At 68.0% G+C, this 13946-nt stretch carries 10 protein-coding genes; 4 read left to right on the top strand and 6 right to left on the bottom strand.

Going from position 1 to position 13946, the window contains the following annotated elements; translation table 11 throughout:
• Window positions 1–165: 165 nt before the first annotated feature.
• Window positions 166–1167 carry a polyprenyl synthetase family protein gene (locus tag ABD024_RS13830; protein ID WP_343853654.1) on the bottom strand — a complete coding sequence of 334 codons (1002 nt, stop codon included), beginning with the start codon at window positions 1165–1167 and terminating at the stop codon, window positions 166–168.
• A 133-nt stretch (window positions 1168–1300) separates the two neighbouring features.
• On the opposite strand from ABD024_RS13830, the gene ABD024_RS13825 reads away from it, so the two are divergent.
• From ABD024_RS13825 to ssb, 3 genes are all read left to right on the top strand, one after another.
• Window positions 1301–2503, top strand: a complete 1203-nt coding sequence (locus ABD024_RS13825; protein WP_343853652.1) for an MFS transporter — start codon at window positions 1301–1303, stop codon at window positions 2501–2503.
• Between the two features lie 79 nt (window positions 2504–2582).
• Window positions 2583–3566 (top strand): VTT domain-containing protein, encoded by a 984-nt coding sequence (locus tag ABD024_RS13820; protein ID WP_425543149.1) that lies wholly within the window; start codon window positions 2583–2585, stop codon window positions 3564–3566.
• 162 nt (window positions 3567–3728) lie between these two features.
• Window positions 3729–4232 carry a single-stranded DNA-binding protein gene (gene ssb, locus ABD024_RS13815; RefSeq protein ID WP_343853650.1) on the top strand — a complete coding sequence of 168 codons (504 nt, stop codon included), beginning with the start codon at window positions 3729–3731 and terminating at the stop codon, window positions 4230–4232.
• 590 nt (window positions 4233–4822) lie between these two features.
• On the opposite strand, the gene ABD024_RS13810 is transcribed toward ssb, so the two are convergent.
• From ABD024_RS13810 to ABD024_RS13790, 5 genes are all read right to left on the bottom strand, one after another.
• The gene (locus ABD024_RS13810) at window positions 4823–6835 is read right to left on the bottom strand and encodes a M1 family metallopeptidase (RefSeq protein ID WP_425543163.1); all 2013 of its coding nucleotides are present in this window, start codon (window positions 6833–6835) and stop codon (window positions 4823–4825) included.
• Entirely contained in the window at window positions 6835–8061 is a 1227-nt protein-coding gene (locus ABD024_RS13805) for an AGE family epimerase/isomerase (RefSeq protein ID WP_343853646.1), read from the bottom strand. The genes ABD024_RS13810 and ABD024_RS13805 overlap by 1 nt, the downstream gene beginning before the upstream one ends.
• Complete coding sequence (locus ABD024_RS13800; protein WP_343853644.1) at window positions 8058–9038, bottom strand: carbohydrate kinase family protein; 981 nt, start codon at window positions 9036–9038, stop codon at window positions 8058–8060. Before ABD024_RS13800 ends, ABD024_RS13805 begins: the two co-directional genes overlap by 4 nt.
• Window position 9039: 1 nt before the next feature.
• Complete coding sequence (locus ABD024_RS13795) at window positions 9040–10296, bottom strand: sugar MFS transporter (RefSeq protein ID WP_343854709.1); 1257 nt, start codon at window positions 10294–10296, stop codon at window positions 9040–9042.
• A gap of 95 nt (window positions 10297–10391) precedes the next feature.
• Window positions 10392–11441, bottom strand: coding sequence for a LacI family DNA-binding transcriptional regulator (locus ABD024_RS13790; protein WP_343853642.1), 1050 nt, complete (start codon window positions 11439–11441; stop codon window positions 10392–10394).
• A gap of 132 nt (window positions 11442–11573) precedes the next feature.
• Between ABD024_RS13790 and ABD024_RS13785 the strand changes: the two genes are divergently transcribed.
• The gene (locus tag ABD024_RS13785; RefSeq protein WP_343853640.1) at window positions 11574–13913 is read left to right on the top strand and encodes a GH92 family glycosyl hydrolase; all 2340 of its coding nucleotides are present in this window, start codon (window positions 11574–11576) and stop codon (window positions 13911–13913) included.
• The last annotated feature ends 33 nt before the right edge of the window (window positions 13914–13946 follow it).

Genomic DNA, 13946 nt, shown 5'->3' with positions numbered 1-13946 from the left:
GCGTGTCGAAGGGCGTTGCCGGGTGCCGGACCAGTGCCGCGGCCTCTTCCGCTCATCCTTCGACAGGCTCAGGACGAACGGAAGGGGCGGGCTCAGGGCGAACGGAGGGGTGGGCTCAAGGCGGATGGAAGAGGGCGAGATCAGGCGGTCGAAGCCGTCACGTCCTCAGAACGTGCGTTGCACCGAATAGTCGGCCAGCGTGGCCAGGGCGTCACGGTGGGCTGAGGGGGGCAGGGTGGCGAGAGCGGCGCGGGCGGCACGGGCGTGGTGCAGGGCGCGGTCGCGGGTGCGTTCCAGGGCGCCGGAATCGCGGATCGAGGCGATGATGCGGTCGAGCGAATCGAGGCCGCCGTGTTCGATCGCATGGCGCAGCGACTGCGCCTGTTCCGGGTTCGCCTTTTCCAGCGCGTAGATCAGCGGCAGGGTCGGCTTGCCCTCGGCGAGGTCGTCGCCGATGTTCTTGCCCAGCGTGCCGGCGTCGCTGGTGTAGTCGAGCAGGTCGTCGGCGATCTGGAACGCGTAGCCCAGTTCCATGCCGTAGTGGCGCAGCGCGGCCACCTGGCCCTCGGGCAGGCCGCCGAGGATGCCGCCCAGTTCGGTGGCGGCGGCGAACAGCACGGCAGTCTTGCGTTCGATCACGGCGAGATAGGCAGTCTCGCTCACGTCGGCGTTGCCGATGTTGAGCAGCTGCAGCACTTCGCCTTCGGCGATGGTGTTGGTGGTGTCGGCGAGGATGCGCATGATGCGCATGTCGTCCAGTTCCACCATCAGCTGGAACGAGCGCGAGTACAGGAAGTCGCCGACCAGCACGCTGGCGGCGTTGCCCCACAGCGCGTTGGCGGTCTTGCGCCCACGGCGCAGGTCGGACTCGTCGACGACGTCGTCGTGCAGCAAGGTGGAGGTATGGATGAACTCGATGATCGCGGCGAGCTTGGTGTGGCGTTCGCCGTGATAGCCGGCGGCGCCGGCGGCCAGCACATGCAGCATCGGGCGCAGCCGCTTGCCGCCGCTGGCGATGATGTGGTCGGCGATCTGGTTGATCAGCACCACGTCGGAAGACAGCCGCTGGCGGATCAGCGCGTCGACACGCTGCATGTCGGCGGCGGCGAGGTCGCGCACCTGGGCGAAGTCGGCGGGGGGGGTGGCGTCGGCGGGCATCGAATTCATGGAGGCATCACAGCGGCGTAGGGCATGATTATAGGGGTTGCAGGAAGTTGCGCCGCGACATGTCGCCACAAACCGCTGCGCGGGGCACGCCCCTATAATGCCGGCAATGCCCTTATCGACACCCCTCCCCCCGGTGAGCAAACTCACGAGTCTGGAACTGCGCAGCGCGTTGACGCTGGCCTGCGTGATCAGCCTGCGCCTGTTCGGCCTGTTCCTGATCATGCCGGTATTCTCGCTGTACGCGAAGACGATGCCCGGTTCCACCGGCTTCATGATCGGGCTGGCGCTGGGCGTCTACGGCATCGGCCAGGTGCTGTTGCAGATCCCGCTGGGGCTGCTGTCCGACCGCGTCGGGCGCAAGCCGGCGATCACCCTGGGATTGATCCTGTTTGCCATCGGCGGACTGATTGCGGCGATGTCGCACACGCTCACCGGCATCGTGATTGGGCGGGCGGTGCAGGGCATGGGCGCGGTGGCCGGCGCCGGCATCGCGCTGGCGGCAGATCTCACCGCCGAGGAAAGCCGCGGCAAAGTGATGGGCATCATCGGCGTGTCGATCGGCCTGGCGTTCCTGCTGGCGTTGATCCTGGGGCCGCCGCTGGAGGCGATCGCCGGGTTGCCCGGCCTGTTCGCTGCCACCTCGATCCTGGCGCTGGTTTCACTGCTGCTGTTGTGGCTGATCGTGCCCACGCCGGAGCGCCCGCGCGCACCGGCCGCGGCGGCATTCGGCCCGGTGCTGGCGATGCTGCGCGACAGCCGCATGCTGGTGCTGAACGGCTCGGTGTTCTTCCTGCATGCGCTGCTCACTGCCAGCTTCGTCGGCCTGCCGCTGTTGCTGGCGAACACGCTGCACCTGCCGGTGAACCGGCATTGGGAGTTGTACCTGCCGGTGATGACGGTGGCCGCCTTCGTGATGGGCGCGACCATGCACCATATGCGCGAGATCGCGCAGAGCCTGCGCATCGTGATGGTGTGCGTGGTGGCGATCGGGCTGGCCCTGCTCGGTTTCGCGCTGTCCGGCAGCCACCTGGCGGCGTTCGGCGTGGCCGCGGCGGTGTTCTTCTCCGCGTTCAACCTGCTGGAGGCGGCGCTGCCCAGCCTGGTCTCGCGGCTGGCACCGGCGCACCTGCGCGGCGCCGCAATGGGTGCGTACTCGACCAGCCAGTTCCTCGGCGCCTTCGTGGGCGGCACGCTCGGCGGCATCGCGTTGGGCCGGCTCGGCCCGAATGGCGTGTTCGTCTGCGCCGCGGCGCTGACCCTGCTGTGGCTGCCGCTGGTGATCACCGGCTCACGGCGGATCGGCCGCGCCGCCGCCGCACAGGCCCAGCCCGTCTAGGAATTCGAGGGGTTTGCAATGGCCACCGGGCGGCCCAATCATGGGAGCGCGCGGCGTGGCCGCATCGAGTACCGCTCCGATGGCCCATGAAATCATCGCGCTGATCGCGCAGTACGGCGTGCTGCTGGTGTTCCTCAACGTGCTGGTGACCCAGCTCGGTGCGCCGGTGCCGGCGGTGCCGACGCTGGTGGTGGCCGGTGCGCTGGCGGCGGGCGGACAGGTGCCGGTGGTCGGCGTGTTGCTGGTCACCGTGGTCGCGTGTCTGCTCAGCGACACACTGTGGTACGCGGCCGGGCGGCGCTACGGCGCGGGCGTGATGCGCCTGTTGTGCCGCATCTCGTTGTCGCCGGATTCGTGCGTGCAGCGCTCCGAGCTGCAGTTCCAGCGCTGGCGTGGACAGGTCTTGCTGATCGCGAAATTCGTGCCCGGGCTGGCCACGGTGGCGCCGCCGCTGGTGGGCGCGATGGGCCTGCCGCTGCCGCGGTTCGCATTTTTCGACGGGCTGGGTTCGCTGCTGTGGGCCGCGGTGGCGGTCGGGCTGGGCTATGCCTTCGCCGCACAGATCGACGACCTGCTGGCGGCCATCGCCGATGCCGGCACGCTTGCGCTGGAAGTGCTGCTGGGCCTGCTGGCGCTGTACGTCGTCGCGCGCTGGTGGCAACGCCAGCGCCTGCTGCGTACGCTGCGGATGGCGCGCATCACGGTCGAGGAGCTGGAGCGCGCGCTGAAGTCGGAGCCGGCACCGGTGGTGCTCGACGCGCGGGCGGAGGGCTCGCGGCTGCTCGATGCGCGAATGCTCCCCGGCGCGCTGCTGCTCGACGACCGCGGCATCAATCGCAGCGTGCACGACATCCCGTTCGATCGCGAGCTGGTGGTCTACTGCAACTGCCCGAACGAGGTATCCGCCGCCAAGGTCGCCAAGGTGCTGATCGCGCAGGGTTACCGCCGGGTGCGTCCATTGCTCGGCGGGCTGGAGGCGTGGGACGCGGCCGGCTATCCGGTCGATCGGCTGCCCGCCCCCAGCGACGCGGCAGGGCACCGGACTGCCGGCACGCTGGCCTGAGGCGTCGCCGGACACAGACAGACGGCCCGGGTCGGGACCTACGCCTATTCAGGTTTCCGGCCGCTGGACGGGGCCCTTCCCGCGGTTATGATAGCCAGCCTGATTCACCACTCCGGCCGCAACCCATCGCATACTTGCGGCCGGCTCAACGAGGACATTCCCATGGCACGTGGCGTCAACAAAGTCATCCTGGTCGGCAACCTTGGCGCGGACCCCGAAATGCGCCACACCGGCGGCGGCACCGCCATCTGCAGCTTCAACCTGGCCACCTCCGAGTCGTGGACCGACAAGCAGAGCGGCGAGAAGCAGGAGCGCACCGAGTGGCACCGCGTGAAGCTGTTCGGCCGGCTGGCCGAGATCGCCGGCGAGTACCTGAAGAAGGGCCGCCAGGTCTATATCGAGGGCTCGCTGCGCACCGACAAGTACACCGACAAGGCGGGCGTCGAGCGCTACTCGACCGACATCATCGCCAGCGAGATGCAGATGCTCGGCGGCGGCAGTGAAGGCGGCGCGGGCGGCGGCGGCTTCCAGCGCGAACGTCCGCAGAGCAGCGGCGGCCAGCGCCAGGGCGGCGGCCAGTCGCGCGGCAGCGACGACTACGGCAGCCAGCGCCAGTCCCCGGCCCCGGCCGACAGTGGCTTTGCGGACGACGAGATTCCGTTCTAGACAACGCATAGTCCACGGTGCTGATGAAAGCCCGCCTTGCGCGGGCTTTCTGCTGTATGTCCGACGTTGGCATCACGTGTACGTACGGCATGCCTGCCATCGACGGCACGACGCGCGGCGTGGCAGGACAAGAGCGTGAGCGGTTCCGGCTTGATCATCCAGATGCACGGGCGCACCGATGCCGCGTCGGCGCCGCAGGTGGCGATCAGCCACGCCGCGCGGCTGGTCTATCCGGACAGTGGGCGTCGGCACGTTGCAGCAGTTGTTGCCGGAGCTTTAGGGCGCCCCCTTCCGTTCGTCCTGAGCCTGTCGAAGGATGAACGGAAGGGGGGGCTGGCGGCATCCCGCGAGCGCCCTTCGACAGGCTCAGGGCGAACGGAGTTGTGTGCCCTTCGACAAGCTCAGGGCGAACGGAGTCGTGTGCTCTTCGACAGGCTCAGGGCGAACGGAGTCGTGTGCCCTTCGACAGGCTCAGGGCGAACGGAGTCGTGTGCCCTTCGACAGGCTCAGGGCGAACAGAGTCGTGTGCTCTTCGACAAGCTCAGGGCGAACGGAGTCATGGTTGCAGGACAAAGAGGGGTTGGGTGGCTCTACTTCACCCGCAGTGTGTTGTTCGCGCGCTGGCCGTCCGGCAGCGCGTGTGCCGGGTCGATGGTGGCCGATACCAGCTTGCGCGTGCCGGCCACGTGGATGACGTAGCTGCGGTGTTGCTGCCAGGTTTCCACTGGCACGCGGATGTCCTGCTTGCTGCCGTCGTCGTAGACCACTTGCAGCGTGGCCGGTAGCACCAGCTGGTCGAGGTTGGCCACGGTGACGTCGGCGCCCTTGCGGTAGTCGCCGCCGGTGTAGGTGACCTTCTGCACGGCCAGGTCGAGCTGCCAGTTGTGTTCGAACCAGCCGCGCCAGAACCAGCCCAGATCCTCGCCGGTCTCGCTTTCCATGAAGCGGAAGAAGTCCGACGGACTCGGGTGCTTGTACGCCCAGGTGGCGATGTAGCGGCGGAACGCGGGGTCGAAGCGTTCCGGTCCGATGATCTGCTCGCGCAGCAGCACCAGGCCGAACGCGCCCTTGAAGTAGCTGATCGGGTGACGATACTTCTCGCTCGTCATGTCGGCGCCGTTGAGCAGGGCCGGCGCATTGGGGGCGGCCAGCACGGCGGCGATCTCGTCGGCCGGGTTGCCGCCGCCGGGCGCGTATTCGCTGTCGCGCTTGGGTGCGTATTCGCCGTGGTTGAAGGCGTCGTCTTCGTAGATGTCGATGAAGGTGTTGAAGCCCTCGTCCATCCACGCGTCGCGGCGCTCGTTGCTGCCCACGATCATCGGGAACCAGCTGTGCCCGATCTCGTGCGCGATCACCATGTGCAGGTTCTTGCCTTTGGCGAGCTTGTGGTCGAAGGTGATGCCCGGGTATTCCATGCCGCCGGCGGTGCCGGCCTCGTTGATCGCCACCGGCCACGGGTACGGATACCACTGCTGCGAGAAGTGTTCGGTGGAAGCCTTGAGGTATTCGGTGGCGCGGCCCCAAGCTTCCTTGCCACCGCTCTCGACCGGGTAGACCGACATCGCCAGCGCGGTCTTGCCCTCGGGCAGGTTGATGCGCGCGGCGTCCCACACGAACGCCTTCGAGGCGCCGAACGCGACGTCGCGGGTGTTGTGCATGCGGAAGTGCCAGGTCAGCGTGCCCGGCTGTTTTGGGTCATGAGGTTTCGGACGGCTGGATGGCTGGGTGACTTCTTCGGGCGTGCGGATCATCACGGTCTTGTCGCTGTGTCGCGCCTGTTCCAGCCGCTGTTGCTCGGTCTTGGTCAGCACGTCTTCGGGGTTCACCAGATCGCCGGAGCCGGCCACGATCATGTCCCATGGCACGGTGACCGCGTAGTCGAAGTCGCCGTATTCCAGATAGAACTCGCTGTTGAGGTAGGGTGCGGTGTCCCACCCGCGCAGGTCGTCGTACACGGCCATGCGCGGGTACCACTGCGCGATCTCGAAGATCTCGCCGTTCTTGCTGGGGTTGACGTCGGTGCGGCCGCCGAATTCGCCAGGCACGGTGAAGCTCCAGCTGACGTGCAGGCGCAGGCTACCGCCATGGCCTTTCAGCGCGTCGGGCAACTGCACCTGCATGCGCGTGTCGGAGACCAGCCACTTCACCGGCTGCCTGTCGCCGTGCGCGTCGTCCACTTCGACCGAGGCAATCTTGTAGCCGTCGGTGAACTCGGCGGGGAACTTGCTCGTGAACGCGCCGCGGGCGTCGCGGCGGTAGCGGTTCTGGTCCAGCTGCAGCCACAGCACGTCGAGCGCGTCGGGGCTGTGGTTGGTGTAGCTGATCACCTCGCTGCCGCTGAGCCGGCGCGTGGCCGGATCGAGCGTGGCGGTGATCGTGTAGTCGGCGCGGTTCTGCCAGAACAGCGGGCCGGGCTTGCCGCTGGCCGAGCGATACGCGGTGGCCGGCTGCGGGTAGCTATACGGGGCGAAGGTCTGCAGCGGGTCGAAGCGCGCCGTAGCGCTGTCGGCGGCGAACGCGGGCGCGGCCAGCAGCGTGGCGGCCGTGATGGCCAGGGAAATCGCTAACTTCATCATGCAGTGCCTTGGGGGAAGGGGGTGGATCACGGCTGGCCGCCGGCGCGCAACAGCGCCAGCACTTCGTGGCAGGCGCCCATGGTGTGGTAGTCGGTCTTGCCGGCCGGGCTTTTCTCGTCGCTGAGCTTGCGGTTGTCGCGGGTGAGGATGCGGTACCACGCACCGTAACGATGGTCGACGAAATGCTGCCATGCGTACGCCCACAGCTTCCCGTACCAGTCGTCATAGGCGGGTTCGCCGGTGCGCGCGTGCAGCAGCGCGGCGGCGGCCAGCGATTCGGCTTGCACCCAGAAGTACTTGTCGTCGTCGCAGACGCTGCCGTCGGGCGCGAAGCCGTAGCAGATGCCGCCGTACTCGCGGTCCCAGGCGCGCGCCAGCGCGGTGTCGAACAGTTGCCGTGCGGTCGGCAGCAGCCAGTCCTCGTCGTAACCGCGCTCGCGCAGCAGCGGCTCCATGATCAGCAGCAGTTTGGCCCACTCGGTCTGGTGGCCGGGCTGGAAACCCCACGGGCGGAACAGGTGTTTCGGATCGTCGCGGTGGTAGTTCCAGTCGATGGCCCAGTGGGCGTCGTAGTGTTCCCACACCAGCCCGCCGGCCAGCGCCGCCTGACGGCGGGTCATGTGGTCGGCGAGGGTGTACGCGCGGTCGAGATAACGCGGCTCGTTGCTGGCCTGGTAGGCCGCCAGCATCGCCTCGCACAGGTGCATGTTCGCGTTCTGGCCGCGGTAGTCGCTGAAGTGCCAGTTCGCGTCGGCCTCGTCGCGGTACAGCCCGGCGTCGGCGTCCCAGTAGCGCTGTTCCAGCAGGTGCCAGGTTTCGTCCATCCATGCGGCGGCCTCGGCGATGCCGGCCTTGCGCGCGCTGGCGTAGGCGAGCAGCACGAAGGCCACGCCGTAGGCATGGTTGGTGCGGTCTTCCGGCTGCCCGTTGCGGATCGTCCAGGCGTAGCCGCCGGTGTACGGGTCGCGATGCACTTCGCGCAGGTAGCGCAGACCGTGGCGGGCCGCTTCGAGATATTCACTATCAGGAGCCGCGTCGTTGCCGAACTCGATCGCCGCCATCGCGTAGTTGAAGACGAAGCGGGTGCTGCTGACCAGGTGCCGGTGGCTGGGGTCGTAGATCGTGCCGTCGTCGCGGAAGTAATGGAAGAAGCCGCCTTTCGGGTCGATCGCGTGCGGGTGGTAGAACGCCATCGTTTGCGCGATGTGCTCGCGCAGGAAGTCGGTGGAGCGGAAGTCGGGGGCGCTGCTCATGCCTGTTGTTCCATGAAGGCCAGCACCTCGTCGCCGCGTGGCATCGCGGCGAACGAGCCCTGACGGGTGACGGTGAGCGCGCCGCAGGCGGCGGCGAAGCGCAGCATCGCGTGCAGACGCGGCAATTCGGTGACCAGCCGTTCGAGCCGTTCGGCGGCGGTCGGGAGTTCGGCCAGGCAGCACAGCAAGCCGCCCATGAAGGCGTCGCCGGCGGCGGTGGAATCGACCACCTCGACCGTGTAGCCGGGCAGCTCGCCTTCGGCGTCCGGGTGGAACCAGCGCAGCGGTCGGGCGCCGTCGGTCACCACCACCAGCCGGGTGCGGCCCCGCCACAGCCGGTCCAGCGCAGCCTGTTCGCCGTCCGGCGCCAGCCAGGCGAACTCCTCGGCGCTCAGCTTCACCACGTCGGCGAGGTGCAATGCCGGCCACAGCAGCGGGTGCGGATCGACCTCGGCCGGCCACAGCGCGGGGCGCAGGTTGAGATCGAAACTCACCAGCGCATCGACGCCGTGCGCGCGCTGCATGCCTTCGCGAGTGGTTGCCGCGAGCGCCGGGTCGGTCATGCTGTTCGAGCAGACGTGGAACACGGTGACGTCGCGGAAGGTGTCGGTGCGGAAGTCGGCCGGCCGGAACAGCAGGTCGGCGGTGTTGTCGCGGTAGAAGCTGAAGCTGCGTTCGCCGTGCGCGTCCAGGGTGACGAAGGCCAGCGCGCTGGCCGCCGCGTCGGTGCGCACGACGTCGTCGGTGCCGACGCCGGCCTGCTGCAGGCTGTCGAGCAGGAAGTCGCCAAAGCGATCGTGCGAGAGCATGCCGGCGAAGCGCGCGTGTCCGCCGAGCCGTGCGGCGGCGACCGCCACGTTGGCCGGTGCGCCGCCGGCGAACGGCGTGAAGCGCGCAGCAAAGCCGCGTGCGTCGAGGCCGTCGGCATGCAGGTCGATCAGTGCCTCGCCGAAGCACAGGATGGGCCGCACGGTCACCTCAGGGGTTCCCGCTGGCGTCCGGTGCCGGCAGGCCACGGATGCGCGAGCCGCGCAAACCGTAGAACACGATGTACAGGTAGCACAGCAGCGGCAGGAAGAACGCGTGCTGCAGGCCGATGTGATCGGCGAACACGCCCTGCACGTAAGGAACGATCGCGCCGCCCACGATCGCCATGATCAGCAGGCTGGACGCCTTGCTGGTCATCGGCCCGAGCCGCTCGATGCCGAGCGCGAAGATGGTGGGAAACATGATCGAGTTGAACAGGCCGATCGCGATGATGCTGTACATCGCCAGGCCGCCGCTGCTCAGCATGGTGGTCAGCACCAGCAGCGCGTTGATTGCGGCGAACAGGGCGAGCAGCCGGCGCGGCGAGAACTTCGCCATCAGCGCCGAACCGCCGAAGCGGCCGACCATCGCGCCGCCCCAGTACCACGACACGTAGTGCGCGGCCTGCTGCTCGCTGATGTGGCCGATCTCCGGCATCGACAGGTAGTTGACCATGAAGCTGCCGATCGATACCTCCGCACCGACATAGAAGAAGATGCCGAGCACACCGAACAGCACATGCGGATGGCGCAGCACCTCGACGAAGCCGTGACGCGCGTGGTCGCCCTTGTCGGTGGCCTCGGTCAGCGCCGGCAGGCGGAACAGCCACACGAAGATCGCCAGCAGGAACAGCACCACGGCCAGTCCGATGTACGGGAACTGCACCGCCTGCGCCTGCTGGGTGTCATAGAGCAGGCGCTGCGCCGGCGCCAGCATGGCCAGCTCGGCCGGCTCCTTCACCACGTTGGACAGGATCAGCAGGCCGCCGAACAGCGGCGCCAGCGTGGTGCCCAGCGAATTCAGCGCCTGCGCCAGGGTCAGCCGGCTGGAACTGGTCTTTTCCGGCCCCAGCAGCGCCACGTACGGGTTGGCCGCCACCTGCAGCACGGTGATGCCGGTGGCCAGCACGAACAGTGCGCCGAGGAACGCCGGGTACAGGTGCAGGCTGGCCGCCGGCCAGAAGCCGAGTGCGCCGACACCGGCGATCGCCAGTCCGGCCACGATGCCCTTCTTGTAGCCGAGCGCGGCGATCAACCGGCCGGCCGGCATCGCCATCAGGAAGTACGCGCCGAAGAAGGTGAACTGCACCAGGATCGCCTGGGCGTAGTTGAGTTGGAAGATCGACTTCAGGTGTGGGATCAGGATGTCGTTGAGGCAGGTCAGGAAGCCCCACATGAAGAAGATGGTGGTGAGCACGCCCATCGCCATCGGGTTGTCGGTATAGCGCTCGCCATGTGCGGACGAGCCGGGCGTCGGTGATGGAGCTTGGGCGAAGGCCATTGGGGTTCCCCTGGGACGAGTGGTCAGGCGACGGGTGGGCAGCTGCTTTCGCGAACGATCAGTTGTACCGGTGCCACGGTCCGGCGGCTGGCGGCCAGCGGGTGTTGCAGGCGTTGCAGCACCAGTTGTGCCGCCTGCTGGCCGCGCTCGCGCGGCGCGACCGATAGCGTGGTCAGCGGCGACATGCCGAGTGCCGCCTCGGCGATGTCGTCGAAGCCGGTCAATGCGAAGTCGCGGCCGGGGCGCAGCCCGCGTTGATTGAGCCCGAGCATCAGGCCCAGCGCGACCGCGTCGTTGTAGCAGACCGCCGCGGTCGGGGCGAGTGCGCCGGCGAACAGAGCCGGGGTGTGATGGGCGGCATCCAGCCGGGTCGGCGCGCATTCGATGCGCCAGTACGGTTCGGTGCGCAGCCCGGCCGTGTGCATCGCCTCGACGTAACCGGCGTGGCGATGCCGGCACGAGCTGGAATCGTGGTGGCCACCGAAGAACGCGATGTGCCGGTGGCCGCGGGCGATCAGGTGTTCGGTAGCCAGGCGGGCGCCGTGCTGGTTGTCCAGCATCAGCTGATCCCAGTGCGCGAATTCGGGCAGGGCGCCGCCCAGTTCGCGGTTGAACAGCAGCAGCGGCACACGCCGGCCGACCACGCTCAGCACGTCGTGCGCCTTGCTGTGTTCGGCCGGCGACAGGATGATTCCGGCCGGGCCATGTTCCAGTAGCGAGCCGAGCACGGCCTGCTCGCGTGCGGGCGATTCGCCGGTGCAGCCGAGCAGGGTGACGAAGCCGGCGGCCGCGAGCGTCTCGTCCACGCCGGCGGCGAATTCGGCGAAAAACGGATTGGCCAGGTCATTCAGCACCAGCGCGATGCTGGTCGAGATGCGCCGGCGCAGGTTCGCCGCGGCGCGGTTGTAGACGTAACCCTGCCGGCGCAGTTCCTCCTCGACCCGGGCGCGGGTGAGCTTGTTCACCAGCGGACTGCCGCGCAGCACCAGCGAGACCGTGGCGCGCGACACGTCGCAGCCCGCGGCGATGTCGTTCAAGGTCACCTTGCGCCCGATCGGGATTTGACTCGGCATGCAGTTTTACCGGATTAGAACGATCCAAATGTAACTTATCGCCGCCGTTGCGCACGTCGCGCCGCAGCATGCCCTGGCCGGCAGCGAGTGTTAGCGTGCCGCCTTGGATCGTTCCAACCAGCGAGATTGACGATGACTATCCGGCGGCGTGGCGTACTCCCCTGTCTGCTCGGTGCCGCGGTCGGCATCGCGGCGATGACACCTGCCAGCGCGCGCGCCGATGGCCATGCCGCGGCGGTCGATCCGCGCATCGGCACGGGTGGCGACGGTCATACCTTTCCCGGCGCCACCGTGCCGTTCGGGATGATCCAGCTGTCGCCGGACACCGCGATGCCGGATTTCAAGCATGCCTACAAGTGGGCCGCCGGCTACCAGTACGGCGACAGCAGCATCCTGGGTTTCTCGCACACGCACTTTTCCGGTTCCGGCCATTCGGACCTGGGCGACGTGCTGGTGATGCCGGTCGCCGGCGACGTGCGGCTGGAGCCGGGCGATCCGGCCCAATCGGGCAGCGGCTACCGCTCGCGCTTCTCGCACGACAGTGAAGTCGTACAGGCCGGTTACTACGCGGTGACGCTGAGCGATTACGGCGTGCGCGCCGAACTGACCGCCGGGCGCCGAGTCGGCTGGCACCGCTATACCTTCCCGGTCGGCAAGCCGGCCCACGTGCTGCTGGACCTGCGCCCGAGCATTTACGACTACGCCGGCAAGGTGCTGTGGTCGAGCCTGCGCGTGCACGGCGACGGCACCGTCACCGGCTGCCGCACCACCCGCGGCTGGGCGCCGGGGCGCGAGCTGTGTTTCGCCATGCGCTTCTCACAAGCGATGACCTCGCGCGAGCTGCTCAACCGCGAGGCTGACATCACCTACAAGGGCTTCAAGGGGCCGGGCAACCAGGCCGAAGACCGCGATGCGCAGGACGGCCGTGCGCTGGTTGGCGTGTTCGACTTCGGCCCGCTGAAGCAGCCGCTGGAGGTGAAGGTGGCGATCTCGCCGGTGAGCGAGGCGAATGCGATCGCCAATCTGGACAAGGATGGCGCCGGCTGGGATTTCGATGCGCGTCGCGCCGAGGCAAAAGCCGCCTGGGATGAGGCGCTGGCGGTGGTCGACATCGATGCGCCGAAGACCGCGAGGACGCAGTTCTACACGGCGCTGTACCACGCGATGCTGTCGCCCACGCTGAGCATGGACGTCAACGGCGACTACCGCGGGCCGGACCATGCGGTGCATCGCGCCGATGGCTTCGAGTTCCATTCGACCTGGTCGCTGTGGGACGTCTACCGCGCGCAACAGCCGCTGATGGTCTTGCTGAATCCCGCGCGCAGCACCGATTTCATCCGCTCGCTGGTCGCCGCGCGCGAGGCCAGCCCGTTCGGCATCCTGCCGGTGTGGGCGTACCAGGGGCTGGAGACGTGGTGCATGATCGGCTACCACGCGGTGCCGGTGATCGCCGACGCGTACATCAAGGGCGTGCGCGGCTTCGATGCGGACAAGGCATTGCAGGCGATGGTGGCCAGCGCCACCTATGCGCCGTATGGCGACCTGGCCGACTACATGAAGCTCGGCTACGTGCCGATCGACAAGGAACCCGAAGGCGCCTCGAAGACGCTGGAATATGCCTACGACGATTGGTCGCTGGCGCAGATGGCGAAGGCGATGGGCAAGACCGACATCGCCGCCACCTTCAGCAAGCGGGCAGCGAACTGGCGTTATGCCTGGGATCCGAAAACCGGCTTCATGCGTGCGCGGCTGAGCGACGGCACGTTCCGCGAACCGTTCGATCCGACGGCCGCCGGCTACGGTAGCGACTTCACCGAAGGCAACGCGTGGCAGTACTCGTGGTACGTGCCGCAGGACGTGGCCGGGCTGATCGGCGCGATGGGCGGCGACGCGAAGTTTGTCGCGAAACTCGATGCCTTGTTCGACGCGAAGGTCGACCCGTCGCACTTCAAGCACGTTGAGGACATCACCGGGCTGATCGGCTGGTACGCGCACGGCAACGAGCCCAGCCATCACATCGCCTATCTCTACGACTACGCCGGCGCGCCGTGGAAGACGCAAGCGAGGCTGAAGCAGATCATGGACAGCCAGTACGCACCGCGCCCCGACGGCCTGAGCGGCAACGACGACCTCGGCCAGATGTCGGCGTGGTACGTGTTCACCGCCCTGGGCTTCTACCCGGTGACGCCGGGCAGCGACGAGTACGCGATCGGCCGGCCATTCGTGTCGCGCGCCACGATCCATGTGGGCAACGGCCGCACGTTCACGGTCACCGCGTCGCCGCTGGATGATGCGCATCCGTACGTCGGCGCGGTGACGCTCGACGGCAAGCCGCTCGAGCGCACGTACCTGCGTCACGGCGAGATCGTGGCCGGCGGCGAGCTGCACTTCAGCATGCAGGCCGGACCGAATCGGGAATGGGGCGGCGCGGCGACGGCCCGGCCCGCGGCGATGGGCCGCTACGATGAATGAGTCACGCCCGCGCAGCCTGGACGAAGCACGGAT

The sequence above is a fragment of the Rhodanobacter soli genome (assembly GCF_039523495.1).
GTDB lineage: Bacteria > Pseudomonadota > Gammaproteobacteria > Xanthomonadales > Rhodanobacteraceae > Rhodanobacter > Rhodanobacter soli.
Note: the sequence above shows the minus strand (reverse complement) of the source record. Positions and strands in the feature narration are given on the sequence as shown.